Origin of the sequence: uncultured Allofournierella sp. (assembly GCA_944382705.1) — a bacterium.
Lineage (GTDB): Bacteria > Bacillota > Clostridia > Oscillospirales > Ruminococcaceae > Allofournierella.
On record CALWNE010000042.1, the window covers coordinates 1 to 23,202 of the forward strand.

The following is a 23,202-nucleotide window of genomic DNA, read 5'->3' on the forward strand; positions in this document are numbered from 1 at the left end:
CTTACAAGCAGAGGGTCACAGGTTCGAGCCCTGTAACTTCCACCAAAAAACGCCTCTGTAGCTCAGTTGGTAGAGCAGGGGACTGAAAATCCCCGTGTCATTGGTTCGATTCCGATCGGAGGCACCATTAAGACCCGCCTGAATGGCGGGTCTTTTTGTTGCGTTTATCTTTGGGGGAGAACCAAATGCAAAAGACCGGATTGTTTGCAAAAAAACAGGTGGCTACCACTCGACAAGCCTTTTGCCTTTTGCTAAAATTAAAGTGAGAAGATAGTGCCTTTTGCACAAAATACAGGTGTTTTGGCCGAAATACGGCAAAACGCCTGCTTTGCATTGTTCTGCCGCTTATGGCAGGCTGTTACAGGAAAGGAGAACTGTGAGGCAATGTATACCGCACAGCAATATGTAAAGGCTGAATCGCTGCAGCAAGCCTGGGAACTGAACCAGAAGCGCAGCACCACCCTGCTGGCCGGCGGCTGCTGGCTGCGTATGACCCGCCGCCGCATTGGCACCCTGGTGGATTTGAGCGGTTTGGGGCTGGACACCATTGAAGAAACACCCGACGAGTTTGTGCTGGGGGCTATGGTTACTCTGCGCCAGCTGGAACAGCATGTTCAGCTCAACCAGGTGTTTGATGGTCTGTTTAAGGAGATGACCCGCCACATTGTGGGCGTTCAATTCCGCAACTGCGCTACCCTGGGCGGCAGCATTGCAGCCCGGTTTGGTTTTTCGGACCTGCTGTGTGCTCTGCTGGCGCTGGACTGCGAGGTGGAACTGGTGGCAGCAGGCCGCATCAGCCTTGAGGACTATGCCGCCATGCCCTACGACCGGGATGTGCTGGCCCGCATCTATGTAAAAAAGAACGGCCGCCGTCCGGTTTACCAGACCCTGCGCAACGCCCAAACCGACCTGCCCGTACTGGCTGTGGCTGCCTCGGTGCTGCAGGACCAGGTGCGTGTGGTGGTGGGTGCCCGCCCTGCCCGTGCCAAAATTGTACAGGCTCCCCTGAGCTTGCAGGCAAACAAGGCCCAGCTGGATGAGTTCTGCACTGCCATGCAGAGCGAGCTTACCTTTGCGGGCAATATGCGCGGCAGCGAGCAGTACCGCCGCCATCTGGCAAATGTTTTGACCGGCCGCTGCCTGGCGGCCTTACAGGAGGGCTGATTCACCATGCAGATCACCATTACCCTTAACGGCAAACCCTATACCGCCGAAGCAAAACCCCACACCCAGCTGCTGGAATTTTTGCGCCAGGCCGGCTGCAAGTCGGTAAAATGCGGCTGCGAAACCTCCGGCTGCGGTTTGTGCACCGTGCATCTGGACGGCCGCCCCGTGCTGTCTTGCAGTGTGCTGGCTGCCCAGGCCCAGGGCCATGCCATCACCACCCTGGAGGGACTCCAGGAGGAGGCTGCCTGCTTTGGCGGCTTTTTGGCCGATGAAGGCGGCGAGCAGTGCGGTTTTTGCAGCCCCGGCTTTATTATGAATGTACTGGCCATGGAGCGGGAACTGGGTGCCCATGCTTCCGACGAGGAAATCCGGGAGTATCTGGCAGGCAACCTGTGCCGCTGCACAGGCTACCAGAGCCAGCTGCGGGCCATCCGCAAATATCTGGCCGCAAAGGAGGGCGCAGCGCAATGAAATATGTAAATAAAGCCATCCGCAAGGTGGATGCCATGAGCCTGGTTACCGGCAAGCCGGTGTACACCGGCGATATGGTGCCTGCCAACACCTTGATGGTCAAGATGCTGCGCAGCCCCCATGCCCATGCACTGATTGAGGAAATCGACACCACTGCCGCCATGAAAGTGCCCGGCGTGGTAGCCGTGTTTACCTATAAAGATGTGCCTTCCAGCCGGTTTACCACCGCAGGCCAGACCTACCCGGAACCCAGCCCCTACGACCGGCTGATTTTGGACCGTCGGCTGCGCTGCGTGGGCGACCCGGTGGCCCTGGTGGCTGCCGAGACCGAGGAAATTGCCCAGAAGGCTGTGGGGCTTATCAAGGTAAAATACCAGGTGTTGGAGCCTCTGCTGGACTTTACCCAGGCTAAGGACAACGCCATTCTGGTACACCCGGAGGAGGACTTTAAAGCCCTGTGCCCGGTGGGAGCGGACAACAAGCGCAACCTGTGCAGCACCGACTGCATCGAAAACGGCGATGTGGAAGCGGAACTGGCCGCCTGCCCGGTGGTGCTGGAGCGCACCTTCTACACCAAGGCCAACAACCAGGCCATGATGGAGCCCTTTGTTACCTTTAGTTATCTGGACGAATATGGCCGCCTTACCCTGGTAAGCTCCACCCAGGTGCCCTTCCATGTGCGGCGCATTATCTCCAATGCTTTGGAGATGAGCAAGGCCAACATCCGTGTAATCAAGCCCCGCATCGGCGGCGGCTTTGGCGCAAAGCAGAGCGCCGTCAGCGAGGTTTACCCCGCCTTTGTAACCATGAAAACCGGCCGTCCTGCCTGCCTGTGCTTTACCCGTAAGGAAAGCCAGGCCAACGGCTCGCCCCGCCACCAGATGCGGGTGAAGGTGCGCATTGGTGCCGAGGAAGACGGCACCATTCGGGTGCTGGATGTGGATGCCCTCTCCAACGCCGGTGCCTACGGCGAACACGGCCCCACTACCGTGGGCCTGGTGGGCACCAAGGCGATTTCTCTGTACGGCAAGCTGAAGGCCAGCCGCTTTACCAGCGAGGTGGTCTACTCCAACACCATGGGCGCCGGTGCCTACCGTGGCTACGGTGCAACTCAGGGCCTGTTTGCGGTGGAAAGCATCGTGAACGAGCTGGCAGCCCATCTCAAGATGGATCCCTGCGAGCTGCGGCTCAAAAACATGGTGGAGCTGGGCCAGAAATTTGCCATGTACTACGGCGAAACCTGCACCAGCAACACCCTGAAGGAGTGCATGGAAACTGCCTCCAAGATGATGGACTGGAAGAACAAGTTCCCCAGCAAGGTGCTGCCCAACGGCCACATTCGCAGTGTGGGCGTGGCCATGGCCATGCAGGGCAGCGGTATCTCCGGCGTGGACATCGGCAGCGTGGAGATTCGCCTGAACGACGATGGTTTCTACACCCTGCTGGTGGGCTGTACCGATATGGGCACCGGCTGTGACACCATTCTCACCCAGATGGCCGCCGATTGCCTGGACTGCCCCATGGAGAACATTGCGGTGCGTGGCGTGGATACCGACCAGAGCCCCTACGACTGCGGCTCCTACGCTTCCTCCACCACCTATGTTACCGGCATGGCAGTGGTGAAGGCCTGCCAGCAGCTGCGGGACAAAATCACCCAGCAGGGTGCCTCCATGCTGGGGGTTGCTGCCGACCAGGTGGAATTTGACGGCCAGAAGGTTCTGGTGCCCGGCACCGACCGTCAGGTAAGCCTGGCGGACATCGGCTATGCCAGCTTTGAGGGCCACGGCCGGTACATCTCGGTTTGCGAAAGCCATTCCTCCCCCGTATCCCCCCCGCCCATGATGGTGGGCATGGCAGAAATCGACCTGGACCCTGCTACCGGTCAGGTGGATTTGGTGGACTATGTGGCTGTGGTGGACTGCGGCACCGTCATCAACCAGAATCTGGCCCGGGTGCAGACCGAGGGCGGCCTGGTGCAGGGCATTGGCATGACCTTGTACGAGGACATCCAGTATACCGACAAGGGCCGTATGATGAACGATTCCTTCCTGCAATATCGCATCCCCACCCGTCTGGAAGCGGGCGTTATCCGGGTTGCCTTTGAAAGCAGCTATGAGCCCAGCGGTCCCTTTGGTGCCAAGAGTATTGGCGAGCTGGTCATCAACACCCCGGCGCCGGCCATTTTGGGTGCCATCCAAAACGCCACCGGCATTGCCTTCCACTCTCTGCCTGTAAAGCCGGAGGATGTGGCAATGGCTCTGCTGGCTAAAAACAGCTGAATGTGTCGCTAAAACAGCAAAACTGTTTGCGGGCAAAAAACCGTCGGGCTTTGGCCCGGCGGTTTTTTGGTTTTGCCTTGACGAGGGGGCCCCTATCGTTTTAATATAGTAGAGAGTTGGCGGCGCAAACGGCGGCGCAACACATTAAGCGGCGGCACAGCCAGTGTCGCAGTAAGGAGAAAAATATGAAAAACAGCGAAAAAAGCTTTGAAACCATTGTTGCCCTGTGCAAAAACCGGGGCTTTGTGTACCCCGGCAGCGAGATTTACGGCGGCCTGGCCAACAGCTGGGACTACGGCCCCCTGGGTGCTGAGTTCAAGAGCAATGTGAAAAAAGCCTGGCTCAAAAAGTTTGTGCAGGAAAACCGCCTGAATGTGGGTCTGGATGCTGCCATCCTGATGAACCCCCAAACCTGGATTACCACCGGCCATGTGGCTGGCTTCTCGGATCCCCTGCTGGACTGCAAGAGCTGCAAGGCCCGTCACCGTGCCGACAAGCTGATTGGGGAAGTGCATCCCGAAGTGAATGTGGATGCCCTCAGCTTTGAGGAGATGGATGCCTTCATCACCCAGCATGAGGATGTGGTTTGCCCCGTGTGCGGCAAGCACGACTTTACCCCCATCCGCAAGTTTAACCTGATGTTCAAAACTGCCATCGGCGTAACCGAGGACTCCTCCAGCACCTGCTACCTGCGTCCCGAAACCGCCCAGGGCATCTTTGTAAACTTTGCCAACATCCAGCGTACCACCCGCCGCAAGCTGCCCTTTGGTGTGTGCCAGGTGGGTAAGGCATTCCGCAACGAAATCACCCCCGGCAACTTCACCTTCCGCACCCGTGAGTTTGAGCAGATGGAGTGCGAGTTCTTCTGCAAGCCCGGCACCGACCTGGAGTGGTTTGCCTACTGGAAGGAATTCTGCAAAAACTGGCTGCTGAGCCTGGGCATCAAGGAGGAGAACCTGCGTCTGCGTGACCACGAGCCCGCCGAGCTGTCCTTCTACTCCCGTGCTACCACCGACATTGAGTACGCCTTCCCGTTCACCGATTGGGGCGAGCTGTGGGGCATTGCCGACCGTACCAACTACGACCTGGGCCGCCATCAGGAGGCCAGCGGCAAGAGCCTGGAGTACTTTGACCCGGACACCAACGAGCACTACATCCCCTATGTAATCGAGCCTTCTCTGGGCGCCGACCGTGTGGCCCTGGCCTTCCTGTGCGATGCCTACGATGAGGAGATTCTCACCGACGAGAAGGGCAAGGAGGACAAGCGTGTTGTGCTGCGTCTGCATCCTGCGCTGGCTCCCTTCAAGGCAGCGGTTCTGCCCCTGTCCAAAAAGCTGAGCGAGCAGGCTATGCCCATCTGGCAGGAGCTGAGCAAGCACTTTATGGTGGACTTTGACGAAACCGGCTCCATCGGCAAGCGTTACCGCCGTCAGGACGAGATTGGTACCCCCCTGTGCATCACCGTGGACTTTGCCACCTTCGGCAGCGACACCGAGGAAGGCGACGGCTGCGTGACCATCCGTGACCGTGATACCATGGAACAGGTGCGTCTGCCCATCAGCGAAGTAAAGGCTTACATCGAGAGCAAAATCGATTTCTAACGGGTTTTTCCGGGCGGCAGGGCTTGTTTGAGTCCTGCCGCTTTCAACAGCACTGTTGGCCGCCGAAAGGGAATTTCCGGCGGCGGCAACGAAAGGAGTATTGAGTCATGAATCAGGAACTGCTTAAAAAATACGCAGAATTTACCGTGCAGGTGGGCGTAAATGTACAGCCCGGCCAGACCCTCATCATCCGCTGCCCGGTGGAGGGTGCTTACTTTGCACGGGACTGCATGGAAGCTGCCCTCAAGGCAGGTGCACGGGATGTTATCATCCGCTATGAGGACGAGAAGGCAGCCCGCATCCGCATGGAGCTGGCCAGCGAAGAAGCCCTCTGCGACATTAAGCCCTACCAGCTGCGCAGCTATCTGGACTATGCCGAAAGCGAAGGCGGCTGCTGCACCCTGGCCATCCATGCTTCCGACCCGGAAATTTTTAAGGGCCTGGACGCAGGCAAGCTGAACCGTGTTGCCCTGGTGCAGCGTGCTGCCATGAAGGAATGGCGGGAATACACCATGAAGGACCGGGTGCAGTGGTGCGTGGTGGCCATTCCCACCCCCGCCTGGGCCAAGACCGTGTTCCCCGATTTGGAGGAGGACCAGGCCCAGGAAAAGCTGTGGCAGGCCATCTTTGATGTGTGCCGTGTAACCGACGGCGACCCGGTTGGTGCCTGGAAGGCACATGTGGCCAAAACCACCGCCTGCAAAGATAAGCTCAACGAGCTGAATCTGGAAAGCATCCGTCTGCAAAGTGCCAACGGCACCGACCTGACCGTTGGCCTGGCAGAGGGCCACACCTGGGAGGGTGCAAGCAGCAAGGCCGAAAACGGCACCACCTTCATTGCCAATGTTCCCACCGAGGAGGTATTCACTGCACCCCATCGCCTGCGGGTCAATGGCGTGGTAAAGGGCACCAAGCCCTACGCCTACAACGGCCAGCTGATTGAAAACTTCTCCTTCACCTTCAAGGACGGCCTGGTGGTGGACTATTCCGCCGAAAAGAACCAGGAACTGCTGGGCCAGATGCTGGACAGCGACGAGGGCGCACGCCGCATTGGCGAGATTGCCCTGGTGCCTGCTTCCAGCCCCATCAACCGCAGCGGTCTGCTGTTCTACAACACCCTGTTTGACGAGAACGCAGCCTGCCATATTGCCTTCGGTGCCGGTTACCCCACCACCGTAAAGGACGGCGCTGCCATGACCACCGAGCAGCTGCTGGAATGCGGCGTAAACGATTCCGCCATTCATGAGGACATGATGGTGGGCGCAGAGGATATGACCATCACCGGCCTTACCCGGGATGGCCGCACTGTGACCATCTTTAAGCAGGGCGAATGGGCACTGGAGGAATAACCCAGACTCAGCCCGTGTGGGAGCAGCAGCGGCTGCTGCGGCCCATTGCCGCCGATGTACTGCGGGTGCTGGCGGTGGGCATGGTAGGAGCCTTTCACTTTTGGCAGCAAAGCTGGGTGGGCTGGGGCCGCTGGGAGTTTTTGCAGCGGGCCGGCGGTGCCTGGGTGGATGCCATGATTCTGCTTTCCGCCTTCTGCCTCTACCTGCCCCATGCCAACGCCTGGGCCGAGGGCAAGCCCTTTGAGGGCTGCCCTGGCCTTTGGCGGCGGCGAGTGGTGCGGCTGCTGCCCTCCTATTATGGGGCGGTGCTGCTGTGCACCCTTTACACAGCCCTGCACCAGGGCTGGAGCCGTGCCCTTATGGTGGACCTGGCGGCTCATCTGCTGCTGGTGCCCACCCTGCTGCGGCAATCCTATGTGTACTGCCCCACCAATGGTGCCTTGTGGACGGTGGGGGTGCTGGTGATGTTTTATCTGCTGTTTCCCCTTATGGTCCGTGCCTTTTATGCCCGGCCGCTGGCAACTTTGGCCGGGCTGTGCGGTGCCCAGTGGCTGTATGCTGGCGTGTGGGTTCTGCCCCTGGAAGGGGTGGACTACAGTATGCGCTTTAACCAGCTACCTTGTATGCTGGGGGTGCTGGGCCTTGGCTTTGCTGCTGCCCAGGGGGTGGCGGTACTGGGCCGTCGGCTGCCTGCCTTTACCCGGCCGGGCTGCACCCTGCTGGGGGTGCTGGGGCTGGCTGGGGCAGTGTGGGTGTTCCGGCAGATTGCCAGCTGGCAGGACGGCCCCCATGGCCAGCTGGTATGGCGGCTGCCTTTGGCGGCCTGCTTTGGGCTGGCTCTTGTGGGGCTTTCGCTGGGGGTGCGCATCCCCGGCGGCAGGCTTTGGGCCTGGCTGGGTGGCATCAGCTACAACTTCTACTTGTGGCACCAATGGCTGGCGGTGCGCCTCAAATACGACTGGCGCATTCCGGCATGGCAGGGGGACACACCCCCCAACCAGCTGGGCCAGCAGGAGTGGATGCACCGGTATCTGGTGATTGTGTGGCTGGCAGGGCTGGCTGCTGCGGTGTTGTTTACTTATGCACTGGAGCGTCCGGCGGCCCGGTGGCTGAACCGTAACCGGCGGCCACAGGGCCAAAACTTGCCCCCAAAGGCTTGCAAACAGCCTGCAAATATGGTATAGTATCACTGTAAGATTGCTTTTGAATGGAGAGTGGGCTGCAAAGCCCGCTCTTTTTACTTGTTCGGGGGAGTTTTCTCCGCCGTGCAGGCCATGGCAAAACAGGGAGGTAGAAGGATGGCAAAGGCAAAAGGCGGCCAGAATACGGTGCAGCAGGTGGAAAATCTGGTGCGGCCCATCATCGAGCAGATGGGGCTGGAGCTGTGGGATGTGCGCTTTGAAAAGGAAGGTCCGGACTGGTACCTGCGGGTGCTGATTGACCCTAAGGGAGAAGGCCCTCTGGACATGAACACCTGCGAAGCAGCCAGCCGGGCCATCGACCCGGTGATTGAGGCGGCAGACCCCATCGACCAGGGATACTTTTTGGAAGTGGGCAGCCCGGGACTGGGCCGCCGCATGACACGACCGGAGCACTTCGCCAAGTACATGGGCCAAAAAATTGCAGCCCGGCTCATTCGTCCGGACGAAAACGGCTGCCGGGAGTATGCAGGTATCCTGGCTGGGTTTGAGGGGCAGACTGTTACTCTGGAAGCACCCGAAGGCACTGTGCAGTTTGAACTGCCTGCCGCCAGCTTTGTAAAGCTGTGCGACGACGAGAATCTGTTTTAAGTTACCCTTACTTTAAAACCAGCCCCCGTGGGGGCTTTTGCGGCGTACAGGCGGCAGGGCCTGGCGCATGATGAAACGAAGGAGAAGCGAACAAAATGAATGCAGAGTTTTTTGAGGCACTGACCATGCTGGAAAAAGAGCGTGGCCTGACCGCTGAGTATCTGATCGAGAAAATCAAAGCGGCCATCGTGATCGCCGTCAAAAAAGACTACGAAGTAGAAGATGAGAATGTGCTGGTGGAAATCGATTCCGTCCACGGCAAGTTCACCGTATCCCTGGTGCGGGATATTGTGGAGGAGGTGGAGAACCCCCACACCCAGATGACTCTGGAAGAGGCACAGGCCATCCGCAAGACCTACAAGCTGGGTCAGCGTGTGGTAACCCCCCTCAAAACCAAGGATTTTGGCCGCATTGCCGCCCAGACTGCCAAGCATGTGATTCGCCAGGGCATCCGGGAAGCCGAGCGCAACCAGCTGTTCAACGAGATGCAGGGCAAGGCCCACGAAATTGTTACCGCACGGGTTACCCGTGTGGACCACGACCGGGGCATTGTGGCACTGGACATGGGCAAGGGCGAGGCTGTACTCACCCGGTCCGAGCAGGTTCCCGGCGAGGAGCTGTTCGAGGGCCAGCATGTGCAGGTTTACATTAAAGATGTGGTGGTTACCGACCGTGGCCCCCGTGTGATCATCAGCCGCACCAGTGAGCAGCTGGTAAAGCGGATGTTTGAGATGGAAGTGCCCGAAATCTTTGACGGCACCGTGGAAATCAAGGCCATCAGCCGTGAGGCCGGTGTGCGCACCAAGATGGCCGTGTGGAGCAAGGACGAAAACATCGATGCCGTTGGCTCCTGCATTGGCGCCCACGGCGTGCGTGTGGGCAAGATTGTGGAGGAACTCCACGGCGAAAAGATTGATGTGGTGCGCTGGAGCGAAAATGTGGAAGAGTTCATCAGCGCAGCCCTCAGCCCCGCCAAGGTGCTGAAGGTGGAGCTGCTGGAAGGCGAAAAGAAGGCCTGCCGTGTAACCGTGCCCGACCATCAGCTGAGCCTGGCCATCGGCAACAAAGGCCAGAACGCCCGCCTGTGCGCCCGTCTGACCGGCTACAACATTGACATCCGGCCCGAAAGCGGCTACTTTGGTGAGGAGGAGCCCAAGGCTGAACCTCAGGCAGAGGAGACCGCAGCCGAGGCTTGATGGATTGATACTCCAACGCCAAGGATAGAAAGGAGCGTCCCACAAGCGATGCAACAACGAAAAATCCCGCTGCGGCGCTGCACCGGCTGCAACGAATCCAAACCCAAAAAGGAACTGGTGCGTATCGTGCGCAGCCCGGAAGGGGAAATCACGCTGGATCTTGTGGGCAAAAAGCCCGGCCGGGGTGCCTATCTGTGCCCCAATGCCCAGTGCCTGGCCAAGGCACGCAAGGCCAAGCGGCTGGAACGGGCGCTGGAAGCCCAGATACCCCCGGAGGTGTACGAGCGCATTGAACACCAGATTGAAGGAGCCGAAGGTGAACAATAACGATAAATTGCTGGCGGCCATTTCTCTGTGCCGCAAGGCTGGCAAGCTGGTAAAAGGATTTGACGCTGTACAGGAAAGCGTGTACAGCGGTAAGGCGGTTCTGGTGCTGCTGGCGGCCGATGTAAGCGATGGCACTGCCAAGCGCATGGGCCGCACCTGTGAGGATCTGGTGGACTGCCTGCGCATGCCCCTGACCCAGCTGGAGCTGTGCAGCCTGACCTACAAAAAGGTGGGCGTATACAGCATTTTGGACGAAAACCTGGCGAATTTGTGTCGTCAGTACCTCACAGCAGAAAAGGAGGAAAACGAATGACGATTAAGTATAAAGTAAGCGATGTGGCCAAGGATTTGAATGTGCCTGCAAAGCAGATTATTGATCTGCTGGCCGCTCAGGGTGCAGAGCCTAAAAAGACCGGTGCAAGCCTCACCGAGGCAGAACTGAACCTGGTGTTCGAGCACTTTACCCAGAAAAATGCCGAAAAGAACCTGGATGGCTACCTGTCCAGCCAGCCCAAGGCCCAGCCCAAGGCAGGCGAGGTGCTCAAGAAGGCCGACGGCACCGTGGTGGAGATGAAGAACACCAAGAAAAAGCAGGACAAAAAGCCTGCCCAGCCCCAGGTGGCTGTGGTAAAGCGTGAGGTAGTAACCAAGGTTGTGGACACCCGCACCGTGGATGTGAACCTGGACCGCTTTAACGAGAAGTTCGACGAGCTGGCTTCCACCAAGAATGTGGAAAACCGCCGCAAGCCCCAGCCTGCCGGCAACAAGCAGAAGTTTGGCAACAACCGTGCCAAGAAGGGCCAGAACTTCCAAAAGCGCAAGGAGACCGAGGCCGAGCGTTTGCAGCGCATCCAGCTGGAGAAAGCCCGCAAAGCCCAGCTGAAGGTGCAGATTCCCGAGGAAATCACCGTAGGTGATCTGGCTGCCCGCCTCAAGCAGACTGCCGCCAATGTTATCAAAAAGCTCATGGGTCTGGGCGTTATGGCCAGCGTGAGCGAAGTGGTGGATTTTGACACCGCTAGCCTGATTGCCGAAGAGTTTGGCGCAAAGGTAGAAAAAGAGGTGCATGTAAGCATCGAGGAGCGTTTGTTTGAAGTGGACGAAGATCCCGCAGACAGCCTGCAGGAGCGTCCCCCCGTTGTGGTGGTTATGGGCCATGTTGACCATGGCAAAACCAGCATTCTGGACGCCATCCGCAAAACCAGCGTTACCGTGGGCGAGGCCGGCGGCATTACCCAGCACATTGGTGCTTACCAGGTAACCGCAGGCGGCAAGCCCATCACCTTCCTGGATACCCCCGGCCACGAGGCTTTCACCAGCATGCGTGCCCGTGGTGCCAACCTCACCGACATTGCGGTGCTGGTGGTTGCTGCCGACGACGGCATCATGCCCCAGACCATTGAGTCCATCAACCATGCAAAGGCTGCCAATGTTTCCATCATTGTGGCCATCAACAAGATGGATAAACCCACCGCCAACCCTGACCGTGTTATGGAGCAGCTCACCCAGCACGAGCTGGTGCCCGAGCAATGGGGCGGCGATGTAATCTGTGTGCCTGTATCCGCCAAGACCGGCATGGGCATTGAAGACCTGCTGGAGAACATCAACCTGGTGGCTGAGGTGAAGGAGCTGAAGGCCAACCCCAACCGCCGTGCCAAGGGTGCCGTAATCGAAGCCCGTCTGGACAAGGGCCAGGGCCCCGTTGCCACCATTCTGGTGCAGAAGGGTACGCTGCGCAAAGGCGACTGCGTGATTGCAGGCACCGCCGTGGGCCGTGTGCGTACTATGAAGAACGACAAGGGCGTATTTTTGGAAGAAGCCGGCCCCTCCATGCCTGTGGAGATTACCGGCCTCACCGAAGTGCCCAGTGCAGGTGACCTGTTCGACGCAGTAGCCGACGAGAAGCTGGCCCGTGAGCTGGCCGACCAGCGCGCTGCCGAGCAGAAGGAGCGTCAGTTTAGCGCATACCAGAAGGTTACCCTGGATAACTTGTTCAGCCAGATTGCCGAGGGCGACCGCAAGCAGCTGGACATCATTGTAAAGGCCGATGTGCAGGGCAGTGCTGAGGCCGTGAAGCAGAGCCTGGAAAAAATCAGCAACGACGAAGTGCGGGTTAAGGTTATCCACGCCGGTGTGGGTGCCATCAACAAGTCTGATGTTATGCTGGCCAACGCAGGCAACGCCATCATCATCGGCTTCAATGTCCGTCCCGACCCCGTGGCCAAGGAAGAAGCTGCCCAGTGCGAAGTAGAGATGCGGATGTACCGTGTTATCTACGACGCCATCAACGATGTAACCGACGCTATGAAGGGTATGCTGGCTCCCAAGATTCGTGAAGTGGAGCAGGGCCGTTTGGAAGTGCGCCAGGTTTACAAAATCAGCAGCGTTGGTCTGGTGGCCGGCAGCTATGTGCTGGAGGGCAAAATCACCCGCAACAGCAAGATCCGTGTGGTGCGTGACGGCATTGTTATCGCCGAGGACGAAATCAGCAGCCTGCGCCGCTTTAAGGACGATGTGAAGGAAGTGGCCCGTGGCTACGAGTGCGGCGTAACGCTGGAGAAGTTTGCCGACATTAAAGAAGGCGACATCTTTGAAGCCTACATCCTGGAAGAGTACCGGGATTAATCAATCTGGCCCTGCGGCAGCGGCTGCCGGTGCTCCTTGTGAGCCCGGCGGCACTGCCCTGACCCCAACAGTAACCGAAAGGAGGGAGTTCGTATGGCGAACCCCAAAAATCAGGGCCGTCTGGCTCAGGATATGAAGCGGGAGGTCATTGGCATTATCTCCCAGATGAAGGACCCTCGCCTGGAGGGTGGCCTGCTCACCGTAACCCGGCTGGATGTTACCCCGGACCTGGATGTGGCCAAGGTTTACATCAGCGTAATGGGTAAGCCGGAAGGTGCGCAGGAGGCAGTGAAGGCTCTTAACCGGGCCAGCGGCCATGTGCGCACCGAAATCTCCCGCCGGATGCACATCCGTAAGTCTCCCCGGTTTGTGTTTGCCCAGGACGATGGCGCTGCCTATGCAGCACACATCAACCAGGTGCTGGCAGACCTGAACAAAGGCGAGGAGTAAGCCTTTAACCGGAACGGAAACAAATGCTGCTGCCCCGGCGAAAGGGGCAATGCCCGGCCGGCAGGCCGGTGTGTGACACAAGGAGAATGTATGAGTGAGAACTTAGACCTGCTGGCAGTGATCGGCCGGCTTTTGCGGGCGGAAAATGTGCTGATTCTGAGCCACAAAAACCCCGATGGCGACACCACTGGCTCGGCGGCTGCTTTGATGCACGCTCTCAAGAATCTGGGCAAGGAGGCGGCGGTGCTCTGCTCCGATGCCTTCCCCGCTCGGTACGATTATATGCAGATGGAGCTGTTCACCGGCCAGTTTGAGCCCGGCTATGTGGTATCGGTGGATGTGGCAAGCATCCAGCTGTTTGGAGATTCCATCCAGGAGTACACCCAGCAGATTGATTTGTGCATCGACCATCACGGCTCCAACGCAGGCTACGCAGATGCCATGTTCCTGGACAGCGCCGCCAGCTCCACCTGCGAAATCATGTACGACCTGCTGTGTGCCATGAATGTGGAAATTACCCCGGTGATTGCAGACTGCCTGTACACCGGCCTTTCCACCGATACCGGCTGCTTTTTGTTCTCCAACACCACAGCAAAGGCTCATTATATGGCTGCAAAGCTCATGGAAGCTGGCGCACGGGTGCAGGAGCTGAACATGATTTTGTTTGAGAGCCGCTCCAAGGGGCGCATGGCCATTGAGCTTACCGCCCTGCAAAACCTGGAGTACCATTTTGAGGACGCCTGCGCCCTGATGTATATGACCCGCCAGCAGATTGCTGCCAGCGGAGTGGGCCCCAATGAGCTGGAGGACATCACCAGCCTGCCCCGCAAAATCGAAGGGGTGAAGGTTGGCGTTACCATGCGTCAGCTCCCCGGCGCCAGCTACAAAATCAGCATCCGCACCGCCGAAGGGGTGGACGCCTGCGCCATTGCCAAGCGGCTGGGCGGCGGCGGCCATGCCCGTGCTGCCGGCTGCGAGCTGGAAGGCAACCTGGAAAACACCAAGGCTGCCGTGCTGGCAGAGGTGGAGCGGGAGCTGCGCCGGTTCCAGCAGAACCAGCAGGAACAAAAGTGAGGATATTCCCATGAATGGCATTTTGATTGTGGATAAACCCACCGACTGGACCAGTTTTGATGTGATTGCAAAGCTGCGGGGGATTTTGGGCACCCGAAAGCTGGGGCATTCCGGCACTCTGGACCCCATGGCCACCGGTGTGCTGCCTGTGTTTGCAGGCCCTGCTGCCAAGGCGGTGGACCTGCAAACCGACCATACCAAAGCCTACCGGGCTGTGGTGCGGTTTGGCCTTTCCACCGATACCGGGGATGTAACCGGCACGGTGCTGCAACAGGCAGACACCCAGGTAACCGCCCAGGACCTGGAGCAGGTGCTGCCCCGCTTTACCGGGGACATCCAGCAGATGCCCCCCATGTACAGCGCCATTAAGGTGAACGGAACCGCTCTTTACAAGCTGGCCCGGCAGGGCATTACGGTGGAGCGCAAGCTGCGGCCGGTTACCATCCATCAGCTTACTTTGGTGGAGCAGTGCGGCCCCCAGGACTTTGTGCTGGATGTGGATTGCAGCAAGGGCACCTATGTACGCAGCCTGGTGGAGGATCTGGGCAGCGCACTGGGCGTACCGGCCACCCTGGCCGGGCTGCGCCGCACCCGGGCAGGAATTTTTGGCCTGGAGCACAGCCACACCCTTGAAGAAATTCAGCAGGCCAAGGAGCAGGGAGCGCTGGACCAGCTGCTGGTTGCGGTGGATACCGTGTTTGCCCAGCTGCCCGCTGTAACCGTGAACGAAAAAGGGGAGCAGCGGCTGCGCAACGGCGCACTCTGCTACCGTACCGGCCAGCCAGCTGGCCGCTGCCGCATCTACGGCCCCCAGGGCTTTTTGGGCCTTGGCCAGGTGCTGGAGGATGCCAGTCTCAAGGCGGAAAAACTTTTTGTGGAAAGGGCGTGACTGCCGTTGAAGGTATACCATACCATGCAGCAGGTGGAGCAGCAGCCGGAACTGGCGGCAGGCTCCAGCGTGGCACTGGGCTTTTTTGATGGCATCCACACCGGGCACCAGGCAGTCATTGGTGCAGCGGTGGAGTATGCAAAGGCCCACGGCCTGGCACCGGCGCTGTTTACCTTCACCCTGCCCCTGAACAGCACCATGAAGGGCGGCCGTTTGATGGATGAAACCAGCAAGCACCGCCTGATGGCACAGCTGGGAGTGCAGCACTACATAGAGCCTGCCTTTGAGGCGGTGTGCAGCTACACACCCCGGCAGTTTGTGGAAGAAATTCTGCACCGGCAGTGCCGGGCCAGGGCAGTATTCTGCGGCGAAAACTTTACCTTTGGCAAGCAGGCAGCAGGGGACATTGATACCCTGCGAACCCTGTGTGAGCCGCTGGGCATTCAGGTGGTGGTGGTCTCCATGACCACCTACCAGTGCCGGCTGGTCAGCTCTACACGCATCCGGGCGGCTCTTGCTGAAGGGGATATGGAGAGCATCCGCACCATGCTGGGGCGGCCCTATTCCATCTGCTTTCCGGTGCAGCATGGCCAGGGCCTGGGCCGCACGCTGGGGTTCCCCACCATCAACCAGATATACCCCGCAGGCTTTGCCCAGCCCCGGTACGGCATCTACATTACCCGGGTGCGCATTGGGGAGGACTGGTACGCCGGAGCCACCGGTTTTGGCACCCGCCCCACTGTGAACCAAAGCGGGGAAGGGGCCACCTGCGAAACCTTTATTCCCGGTTTTGAGGGCCAGCTGTATGACCAGCAACTGGAGGTGGAATTCTACCACTATCTGGCACCCAGCCAGCGCTTCAACAGCTTGCAGGAACTGGCTGACTGCGTAAACAACGCCGCCCGCAAAACCCTGGAATACTTTGCCCAAAATCCCCCAAAGCAGCCCAACCGGAATGCAAGTTTTTACTTGTAATTCACAGGGTGCTGTGTTATACTAAGCTAGGCTACCGTGGCCTAGTGGAGGGTGTATGCTCTGCATCAGAGCACCTCGTACTTCCCTCTGCTCGGTCATTGGCAAATCAATAGAAAACGAGGTATTTTCAAATGGCTATGGAAGCTAAAAAGACTATCATCGAATCCGCTCGCGTTCACGAGACCGACACTGGTTCTCCCGAGGTTCAGGTTGCTCTGCTGACTGCTCGCATCAACCACTTGACCGAGCACCTGAAGAAGAACACCCACGACCATCACAGCCGTCGTGGTCTGCTGAAGATGGTTGGCCGTCGCCGCAATCTGCTGGCCTACCTGCAGAAGACCGACATCGAGCGTTACCGTGCTCTGATTGCCAAGCTGGGTCTGCGTAAGTAAGTTACAACATCAAAGGCAGGTGGTAGCGATTACCGCCTGCCTTTGAATTGTATTAATTGTTTTTGTACGAGCACCGCCGGCCGGTGTGTTTTTAGCGGTAAATCCAGCGCCTTGGGGTGCAGCATCCCACCGGGGCGCCGGATTTATTGCTAAAGCCGCAGGGTGGCGTGCATGAACCTGTTTACTAGGAGGTACTATTATGGCTTTGGAATTTGCATCCAAACACGAATCCTTCCCCCAGTTCAAAACCTTTGAAACCCAGCTGGCTGGCCGCCCCCTGGTGGTGGAAACTGGCAAGATGTGCGGTCTGTCCAACGGCAGCTGCCTGGTTCGCTACGGCGAGACCGTGGTGCTGTGCAATGTCACCATGAGCGAAAAGCCCCGTGACGGCATCGACTTCTTTCCCCTGAGCGTGGACTTTGAAGAAAAGCTCTACGCCGTAGGCCGCATTCCTGGCAGCTTTATGCGCCGTGAGGGCCGCCCCGGCGAGAAGGCTGTTCTCACCAGCCGTGTGGTGGACCGTCCTATCCGTCCTTTGTTCCCCAAGAATATGCGCAACGATGTATGCGTTACCATGACCGTTATGAGCGTGGACCAGGATTGCAGCCCGGAAATCACCGGCATGATTGGTACTTCCATTGCTCTGTCCATCTCTGACATTCCCTGGGCTGGCCCCATTGGCGGCGTGTTCATGGGCCTGGTGGATGGCCAGCTGGTGGTAAACCCCACCCTGGAACAGCGGGAAAAAACCGATCTGCAGCTCACCGTTGCTGCCACCGAAAACAAAATCGTTATGATTGAAGCCGGTGCCAACGAGGTGGACGAGGTCACCATGCTGGATGCCATTAAAAAGGCTCACCAGGAAATCAAGGAAATCATCGCCTTCATCAACAGCATCGTAGCCGAAATCGGTAAGCCCAAGAAGGAATTCCAGGACATGGATCTGAACCATGACCTGTTCGAGGCCGTAAAGGCTGAGTTCCTGGAGGACTTCAAGGCCGCTATGGACACCGACGACAAGAATGTGCGGGACGAGCGGCTGTTGCCCATTCGGGAAAAGCTGGAAGAAAAGTACGCCGAGGAGTGGGGCGCCGGCATCATTGAGGAACTGATGTACAAGATGCAGAAGTTCGTGGTGCGCCGCTGGCTGCTGGACGAGGGCAAGCGTGTGGACGGCCGTGGCATCAACGAGATTCGTCCCCTGGCTGCCGAAGTAAGCCTGCTGCCCCGCACCCATGGCAGCGGTATGTTCACCCGTGGCCAGACTCAGGTGCTCACCGTGGCAACCCTGGGCTCCACCAAGGACAACCAGCTGATGGACGACATCAGCACCGAGCAGTACAAGCGTTACCTGCATCACTACAACTTCCCCCCCTACTCTGTGGGCGAGGCCCGTGCTCCCCGCAGCCCCGGCCGTCGTGAAATCGGCCACGGCGCACTGGCAGAGCGTGCTCTGGTTCCTGTGCTGCCCAGCCTGGAGGAGTTCCCCTACACCATCCGCCTGGTAAGTGAGGTTCTGTCCTCCAACGGTTCCACCAGCCAGGCTTCCATCTGTGGTTCCACCCTGGCCCTGATGGATGCAGGCGTGCCCATCAAGGCACCTGTTGCCGGTATCTCCTGCGGTCTTATCACCGAGGGCGACCGCTGGATGCCCATGCTGGACATCCAGGGCGTGGAGGACTTCCACGGCGATATGGACTTTAAGGTAGGTGGTACCCACAACGGCATCACCGCCATCCAGATGGACATCAAGGTGGACGGTCTGACCTACGAAATCATCGAAGAAGCCTTCGAGAAGTGCCGCAAGGGCCGCCTGTTCATCCTGGATGAAATCATGCTGCCTGTCATCAGCGAGCCTCGTGCCCAGCTGAGCAAGTATGCACCCAAGATGCTGAGCATGGTAATCCCTGTGGACAAAATCAAGGATGTAATCGGCAAGGGCGGCAAGGTGATTCAGGAAATCTGCGCCACCTGCAACTGCAAGATTGATGTGGAGGAGGACGGCCATGTGTTTGTTTCCGCCATTGACATCGAGGATGCAAACCGTGCCATCCACACCATTAAGACCATTGTGGAGGACCCCGAAGTGGGCGCCATCTACAAGGGCCGTGTAACCCGTTTGATGAACTTCGGCGCCTTTGTGGAAATTGCTCCCGGCAAGGAAGGCCTGGTGCACATCTCCAAGCTGGACGCCAAGCGGGTAGAGCGTGTGGAAGATGTGGTTGCCGTAGGCGATGAGCTGATTGTTATGGTAACCGAAATCGACCAGCAGGGCCGCATCAACCTGAGCCGCAAGGATGCTCTGGCCGCCATCGAGGCAAAAAAGGCCCGGGGCTAATCCGGCAGTAACACCGGCCTAGCGTTTTAACAATTCATCACCCCCAGCCAAGGGCTAAACAGCCCAAGGCTGGGGGTGATTTTGTTTTGGGCGGCAGGGAAGGGGCAAAAAAGGCCACAAAGTGGCTTGCCCTGCGGTTTTTGTTGCGTAATGGGCATAAAAATGTTAGAATAAACTAGACTATCAGTATTTGGAGGAAGCAGTCCGCATGAAAAAAATCAGCGCCTGTATTGTGAGTTATAACGGAGCCGACGAGGTGATTCGGGCAGTGGAATCCCTGCTGGAGCACACCACCGGCTGTGACCTTCGGATTTATCTGGTAGATAACGCCAGCCCGGACGGAACCGGCAAACAGCTGGCGGACTATCCCTTTGACCAACGGGTGCAGGTAATCTGCCTGCCCAAAAACCTGGGCTTTGGCCCTGGCCACAACCAGGTGCTGCCCCTGCTGGACAGCGACTACCACTTTGTGCTTAATCCGGACATCTTTGTGGACAGCAATGTGCTGCCCCAGATGTGCCAATGGATGGACGAGCACCCCCAGGTGGTTATGGCTACCCCCAAGCTGCTGTTCCCGGATGGCCGGGTGCAGGTGCTGCCCAAGCGCAAGCCGAATATTTTGGGCCTTGCAAGCCGCCAGGGTGTGCCGGGGCTGGGCTATTTCGGCAACCGATATGCCATGCTGGACCAGGACCTTTCCAAGCCGCTGCCCATTGAGTTTTGCACCGGCAGCTTTTTCTGTGTGCGAACCCAGGCGTTCCGGCAGATGGGCGGTTTTGACGAAGGCTATTTTATGTATGTGGAAGATGCAGACATCACCCAAAAGGCCCTGCAGCTGGGCCAGGTGTACTATCTGCCCCAGTTTGTGGCCTATCACGCCTGGCACCGGGCACCGAGCCGCAGCCTAAAGCCCTTTTTGCAGCAGCTCAAAAGCATGGGCCGGTTTTTTTGCAAATGGGGCTGGAAACTCTGGTGTTAAGACCCTGCCCGTAAGGCTGCGATTGCTTGCCTTTGCCCTGGGGGTGCTGCGGCCTTTTAAACGGCCCGCCCGCCAGAGCCTTTCAAGGCCCCCGCTTTGGGGGCTTTTGTCCTTAATTTTGTGTATAGCGGCTGTAGCTCCGCTTTGTGTTAAGCTGCGCAAATTTTGAACGGCCTGCTTGCAACAAGCAGGCAGAAAAAGGAGCGTAAAGTTATGAAAGGCATTATTCTTGCCGGCGGTGCAGGCACTCGTCTGTATCCGCTCACCATGGTCACCAGCAAGCAGTTGCTGCCGGTGTACGACAAACCCATGATCTACTACCCACTGTCCACCCTGATGCTGGCGGGAATTCAGGATATCCTGATTATCTCCACCCCGGAGGACACCCCCCGTTTTGAAAACCTGCTGGGAGATGGCAGCCAGTACGGCATCAACCTCTCTTACAAGGTTCAGCCCAGCCCGGACGGACTGGCTCAGGCCTTTTTGCTGGGCGAGGAGTTCATTGGCGACGACTGCTGCGCCATGATTCTGGGCGATAACATTTTTTACGGCAACGGCTTCTCCCGCATCCTGAAGGCTGCGGTGAAAAACGCCGAGGAGGAAGGCCGTGCCACCGTGTTCGGCTACTATGTAAACGACCCTGAGCGCTTTGGCATTGTGGAGTTCGACGAGAACGGCAAGGTCATCAGCGTGGAGGAAAAACCCCAGAATCCCAAGTCCAACTACGCCATCACCGGCCTGTATTTCTACGACAACCGGGTGAGTGCCCAGGCCAAAAAGGTAGTGCCCAGCGCCCGTGGCGAGCTGGAAATCACCAGCCTGAACGCCATGTACCTGGAGGAAGGCCGCCTGGATGTGCAGCTGCTGGGCCGTGGTTTTGCCTGGCTGGATACCGGCACCATGGACAGCCTGGTGGAAGCTGCCGATTTTGTGCGCATGGTAGAAAAACGCCAGGGCATCAAGATCAGCGCCCCGGAGGAAATTGCCTACCGCAACGGCTGGATTACCAAGGAAAAACTGCTGGAAAGCGCACAGCGCTACGGCAAAAGCCCCTATGGGGAACACTTAAAGCGGGTTTCTGAGGCTCGCATCAAATACTAAGCAAAGGGGAGTTATGGGTATGAAAATTCTCATCACCGGCGCCAGCGGCCAGCTGGGCACCGAATTGCAGCGCCAGCTCCGCACTGGGGGCTGTGCTCTGGGCAGTATTCCGGAGCGGCTGCAAAACGCTACCATCATCCCCACCGATATGAACGAGCTGGATATTACCGACCGGGAGGCAACCATCGCCTTTGTGCGCCGCCACCAGCCGGATACCATCATCAACTGTGCCGCCTTCACCAATGTGGACGGCTGCGAAACCCAGCGGGAAGCTGCTTTCAAGGTAAACGCTCTGGGGCCCTCCAACCTGGCCCAGGCTGCCCAGCGGGTGAATGCACGGCTGGTTCATGTATCCACCGACTATGTATTTTCCGGCCAGGGAGACACCCCGCTGGATGAGGCAGAGCCCATCGGCCCGGTAAGTGCCTACGGCAAAACCAAGGCCCTGGGCGAGCAGTATGTATTGCAGCAGTGCCAGCGCAGCTTTGTGGTGCGCACCGCTTGGCTGTACGGCTATGCAGGCAAGAACTTTGTAAAAACCATTGTGAATGCCGCTAAAAAATTTGGCAAGCTGGAGGTTGTGTCCGACCAGCTGGGCAACCCCACCAACGCCGAGGACCTGGCCTACCATCTGCTGCAGCTGGCTGTAAGCCATGAGTATGGCATCTACCACTGCACCGGCGAGGGCATCTGCTCCTGGTACGATTTTGCCAGCGAGATTGTGCGCCTGTCCGGCGTGGAGGCTCAGGTGCTGCCCTGCACCAGCCAGGAGTATGCCCAAAAGCACCCGGCTGCTGCAAACCGCCCCGCCTGGAGTGCCTTGGAAAACCGGATGCTGGCCTGCACCGTGGGCAACAAGATGCGCCCCTGGAAGCTGGCTTTGGAGGACTTTTTCGCAAACTGGAACGGGGAGTAAGCCCTCCGGTTTTGGATGTTTAAAACAAGTAAGGAGAAACCCATGAAACGCTATTTGATTACCGGCTGCGCCGGTTTTATTGGCTCCAACTATGTGTACTATATGCTCAACAAGCATACCGACATCCAGTTGGTGAACCTGGATAAACTCACCTACGCAGGCAACCTGGAAAACCTGAAAGGGGTAGAAGGGGACGAACGGCACATCTTTGTGCAGGGCGACATCTGCGACCGGGAGCTGGTGAGCAGCCTGTTTGCCCAGTACGACTTTGACTATGTGGTAAACTTTGCAGCCGAGAGCCATGTGGACCGGAGCATTGCCAACCCCGAAATCTTTGTGGAAACCAATGTGCTGGGCACCGTGAACCTGCTGCAGTGTGCCAAGAACGCCTGGTACAAGGACGGCAAGTGGGCCGAGGGCAAAAAGTATGTGCAGGTTTCCACCGATGAGGTGTACGGCAGCCTGGGCGATGAGGGCTTCTTTATGGAAACCACCCCTCTGTGCCCCCACAGCCCCTACTCTTCCAGCAAGGCCAGCGCCGATATGTTTGTAATGGCCTTCCATGATACCTACGGTATGCCGGTGAACATCACCCGCTGCTCCAACAACTACGGCCCCTACCAGTTCCCCGAAAAGCTGATTCCCCTCATGATTAACAATGTGAAGAATCACAAAAAGCTGCCCGTGTACGGCGACGGCATGAATGTGCGGGACTGGCTGTATGTGGAGGACCACTGCAAGGCCATCGACATGGTAACGGAGAATGGCCGTGTGGGTGAGGTGTACAATGTGGGCGGCCACAACGAACGCCCCAACATCTTTATTGTAAAGACCATCATCCAGCAGCTCCACGACCGCCTGGCCGACGAGGGCATCAATGAGGAACTGATTGAGTATGTGGCCGACCGTCTGGGTCACGACCGCCGCTATGGCATCGACCCCACCAAGATTCGTGAGGAGCTGGGCTGGTACCCGGAAACCAGCTTTGAGGTGGGCATTGTGAAAACCATCGATTGGTACCTGGCCAACGAGGAATGGATGAACAATGTTACCAGCGGCAACTACCAGAAATACTACGAGGAGATGTACAAAAACAAATAAGAGTTTTGTACCTTCTGGGTTAAAAACAAAAGCCCCTGCCGCATAGCAGGGGCTTTTCAGCCTGTCGAAAAAGGTCGCCAAAAGGCGGCCTTTTTCTCGTATCATGGAAGAAAATGGGGTATAATGGTGTAGGGTGATAAAAATGCTGGTAAAGAACACAGAAAATCGAGGACAGCTGG

21 protein-coding genes and 1 tRNA gene are annotated in these 23,202 nt (G+C 58.1%); all 22 read left to right on the plus strand.

Annotated features, from left to right (window positions below; genetic code table 11):
• Positions 1-51: 51 nt before the first annotated feature.
• The 22 genes from ACH2EM_RS05985 to rfbB all read left to right on the plus strand — a co-directional run bounded on the left by ACH2EM_RS05985 (position 52) and on the right by rfbB (position 23,023).
• Positions 52-127 (plus strand) — tRNA-Phe (locus ACH2EM_RS05985).
• A gap of 257 nt (positions 128-384) precedes the next feature.
• Positions 385-1,164 (plus strand): FAD binding domain-containing protein, encoded by a 780-nt coding sequence (locus tag ACH2EM_RS05990; RefSeq protein ID WP_395151224.1) that lies wholly within the window; start codon positions 385-387, stop codon positions 1,162-1,164.
• A gap of 6 nt (positions 1,165-1,170) precedes the next feature.
• Entirely contained in the window at positions 1,171-1,638 is a 468-nt protein-coding gene (locus tag ACH2EM_RS05995; RefSeq protein ID WP_395151225.1) for a (2Fe-2S)-binding protein, read from the plus strand.
• Positions 1,635-3,917 (plus strand): xanthine dehydrogenase family protein molybdopterin-binding subunit, encoded by a 2,283-nt coding sequence (locus ACH2EM_RS06000; protein ID WP_395151226.1) that lies wholly within the window; start codon positions 1,635-1,637, stop codon positions 3,915-3,917. Before ACH2EM_RS05995 ends, ACH2EM_RS06000 begins: the two co-directional genes overlap by 4 nt.
• A 185-nt stretch (positions 3,918-4,102) precedes the next feature.
• On the plus strand, positions 4,103-5,518 hold the full coding sequence (locus ACH2EM_RS06005; protein ID WP_395151227.1) for a glycine--tRNA ligase: 1,416 nt from the start codon (positions 4,103-4,105) through the stop codon (positions 5,516-5,518).
• A 107-nt stretch (positions 5,519-5,625) separates the two neighbouring features.
• Entirely contained in the window at positions 5,626-6,867 is a 1,242-nt protein-coding gene (locus ACH2EM_RS06010; RefSeq protein WP_395151228.1) for an aminopeptidase, read from the plus strand.
• Positions 6,849-8,051, plus strand: coding sequence for an acyltransferase family protein (locus tag ACH2EM_RS06015; protein ID WP_395151229.1), 1,203 nt, complete (start codon positions 6,849-6,851; stop codon positions 8,049-8,051). Before ACH2EM_RS06010 ends, ACH2EM_RS06015 begins: the two co-directional genes overlap by 19 nt.
• 114 nt (positions 8,052-8,165) lie before the next feature.
• Complete coding sequence (rimP, locus tag ACH2EM_RS06020; protein ID WP_395151230.1) at positions 8,166-8,657, plus strand: ribosome maturation factor RimP; 492 nt, start codon at positions 8,166-8,168, stop codon at positions 8,655-8,657.
• Positions 8,658-8,752: 95 nt separating this feature from the next.
• A complete protein-coding gene (nusA, locus tag ACH2EM_RS06025) occupies positions 8,753-9,853 on the plus strand; it encodes a transcription termination factor NusA (RefSeq protein ID WP_395151231.1) in 1,101 nt (366 codons plus the stop codon).
• A 48-nt stretch (positions 9,854-9,901) separates the two neighbouring features.
• A complete protein-coding gene (gene rnpM / locus ACH2EM_RS06030; RefSeq protein WP_395151232.1) occupies positions 9,902-10,180 on the plus strand; it encodes an RNase P modulator RnpM in 279 nt (92 codons plus the stop codon).
• Positions 10,170-10,493, plus strand: coding sequence for a L7Ae/L30e/S12e/Gadd45 family ribosomal protein (locus ACH2EM_RS06035; protein WP_395151233.1), 324 nt, complete (start codon positions 10,170-10,172; stop codon positions 10,491-10,493). The genes rnpM and ACH2EM_RS06035 overlap by 11 nt, the downstream gene beginning before the upstream one ends.
• Positions 10,490-12,805: a translation initiation factor IF-2 gene (gene infB / locus ACH2EM_RS06040; RefSeq protein ID WP_395151234.1), complete on the plus strand. Its 2,316-nt coding sequence runs from the start codon at positions 10,490-10,492 to the stop codon at positions 12,803-12,805. The genes ACH2EM_RS06035 and infB overlap by 4 nt, the downstream gene beginning before the upstream one ends.
• Before the next feature lie 93 nt (positions 12,806-12,898).
• Positions 12,899-13,255, plus strand: coding sequence for a 30S ribosome-binding factor RbfA (gene rbfA / locus ACH2EM_RS06045; RefSeq protein ID WP_395151235.1), 357 nt, complete (start codon positions 12,899-12,901; stop codon positions 13,253-13,255).
• 90 nt (positions 13,256-13,345) lie between these two features.
• Positions 13,346-14,329: a bifunctional oligoribonuclease/PAP phosphatase NrnA gene (locus tag ACH2EM_RS06050; protein ID WP_395151236.1), complete on the plus strand. Its 984-nt coding sequence runs from the start codon at positions 13,346-13,348 to the stop codon at positions 14,327-14,329.
• A gap of 10 nt (positions 14,330-14,339) precedes the next feature.
• Complete coding sequence (truB, locus tag ACH2EM_RS06055) at positions 14,340-15,218, plus strand: tRNA pseudouridine(55) synthase TruB (RefSeq protein ID WP_395151237.1); 879 nt, start codon at positions 14,340-14,342, stop codon at positions 15,216-15,218.
• Positions 15,219-15,224: 6 nt separating this feature from the next.
• Positions 15,225-16,193, plus strand: coding sequence for a riboflavin biosynthesis protein RibF (ribF, locus tag ACH2EM_RS06060; RefSeq protein ID WP_395151238.1), 969 nt, complete (start codon positions 15,225-15,227; stop codon positions 16,191-16,193).
• A 131-nt stretch (positions 16,194-16,324) separates the two neighbouring features.
• Positions 16,325-16,588, plus strand: coding sequence for a 30S ribosomal protein S15 (gene rpsO / locus ACH2EM_RS06065; protein WP_395151239.1), 264 nt, complete (start codon positions 16,325-16,327; stop codon positions 16,586-16,588).
• Between the two features lie 199 nt (positions 16,589-16,787).
• Positions 16,788-18,926 (plus strand): polyribonucleotide nucleotidyltransferase, encoded by a 2,139-nt coding sequence (locus ACH2EM_RS06070; protein ID WP_395151240.1) that lies wholly within the window; start codon positions 16,788-16,790, stop codon positions 18,924-18,926.
• A 208-nt stretch (positions 18,927-19,134) separates the two neighbouring features.
• Positions 19,135-19,905 (plus strand): glycosyltransferase family 2 protein, encoded by a 771-nt coding sequence (locus tag ACH2EM_RS06075; RefSeq protein ID WP_395151241.1) that lies wholly within the window; start codon positions 19,135-19,137, stop codon positions 19,903-19,905.
• A gap of 213 nt (positions 19,906-20,118) precedes the next feature.
• On the plus strand, positions 20,119-21,006 hold the full coding sequence (gene rfbA / locus ACH2EM_RS06080; protein WP_395151242.1) for a glucose-1-phosphate thymidylyltransferase RfbA: 888 nt from the start codon (positions 20,119-20,121) through the stop codon (positions 21,004-21,006).
• A 19-nt stretch (positions 21,007-21,025) separates the two neighbouring features.
• On the plus strand, positions 21,026-21,922 hold the full coding sequence (rfbD, locus tag ACH2EM_RS06085; protein WP_395151243.1) for a dTDP-4-dehydrorhamnose reductase: 897 nt from the start codon (positions 21,026-21,028) through the stop codon (positions 21,920-21,922).
• A gap of 42 nt (positions 21,923-21,964) precedes the next feature.
• Positions 21,965-23,023, plus strand: a complete 1,059-nt coding sequence (gene rfbB, locus ACH2EM_RS06090) for a dTDP-glucose 4,6-dehydratase (protein ID WP_395151244.1) — start codon at positions 21,965-21,967, stop codon at positions 23,021-23,023.
• Positions 23,024-23,202 lie beyond the last annotated feature (179 nt).

Bases quoted from the DNA above. Each gene is read 5' to 3' on its own strand.
- ACH2EM_RS06050 (WP_395151236.1), top strand. From the start codon at position 13,346: ATGAGTGAGAACTTAGACCTGCTGGCAGTGATCGGCCGGCTTTTGCGG.
- ACH2EM_RS06015 (WP_395151229.1), top strand. From the start codon at position 6,849: ATGGGCACTGGAGGAATAACCCAGACTCAGCCCGTGTGGGAGCAGCAG.
- rimP (WP_395151230.1), top strand. From the start codon at position 8,166: ATGGCAAAGGCAAAAGGCGGCCAGAATACGGTGCAGCAGGTGGAAAAT.
- ACH2EM_RS06000 (WP_395151226.1), top strand. From the start codon at position 1,635: ATGAAATATGTAAATAAAGCCATCCGCAAGGTGGATGCCATGAGCCTG.
- ACH2EM_RS06010 (WP_395151228.1), top strand. From the start codon at position 5,626: ATGAATCAGGAACTGCTTAAAAAATACGCAGAATTTACCGTGCAGGTG.
- infB (WP_395151234.1), top strand. From the start codon at position 10,490: ATGACGATTAAGTATAAAGTAAGCGATGTGGCCAAGGATTTGAATGTG.
- rfbA (WP_395151242.1), top strand. From the start codon at position 20,119: ATGAAAGGCATTATTCTTGCCGGCGGTGCAGGCACTCGTCTGTATCCG.
- rfbB (WP_395151244.1), top strand. From the start codon at position 21,965: ATGAAACGCTATTTGATTACCGGCTGCGCCGGTTTTATTGGCTCCAAC.
- ACH2EM_RS06005 (WP_395151227.1), top strand. From the start codon at position 4,103: ATGAAAAACAGCGAAAAAAGCTTTGAAACCATTGTTGCCCTGTGCAAA.
- rnpM (WP_395151232.1), top strand. From the start codon at position 9,902: ATGCAACAACGAAAAATCCCGCTGCGGCGCTGCACCGGCTGCAACGAA.
- ACH2EM_RS05995 (WP_395151225.1), top strand. From the start codon at position 1,171: ATGCAGATCACCATTACCCTTAACGGCAAACCCTATACCGCCGAAGCA.
- rfbD (WP_395151243.1), top strand. From the start codon at position 21,026: ATGAAAATTCTCATCACCGGCGCCAGCGGCCAGCTGGGCACCGAATTG.
- ACH2EM_RS05990 (WP_395151224.1), top strand. From the start codon at position 385: ATGTATACCGCACAGCAATATGTAAAGGCTGAATCGCTGCAGCAAGCC.
- ACH2EM_RS06075 (WP_395151241.1), top strand. From the start codon at position 19,135: ATGAAAAAAATCAGCGCCTGTATTGTGAGTTATAACGGAGCCGACGAG.
- rbfA (WP_395151235.1), top strand. From the start codon at position 12,899: ATGGCGAACCCCAAAAATCAGGGCCGTCTGGCTCAGGATATGAAGCGG.
- nusA (WP_395151231.1), top strand. From the start codon at position 8,753: ATGAATGCAGAGTTTTTTGAGGCACTGACCATGCTGGAAAAAGAGCGT.
- rpsO (WP_395151239.1), top strand. From the start codon at position 16,325: ATGGCTATGGAAGCTAAAAAGACTATCATCGAATCCGCTCGCGTTCAC.
- ACH2EM_RS06070 (WP_395151240.1), top strand. From the start codon at position 16,788: ATGGCTTTGGAATTTGCATCCAAACACGAATCCTTCCCCCAGTTCAAA.
- truB (WP_395151237.1), top strand. From the start codon at position 14,340: ATGAATGGCATTTTGATTGTGGATAAACCCACCGACTGGACCAGTTTT.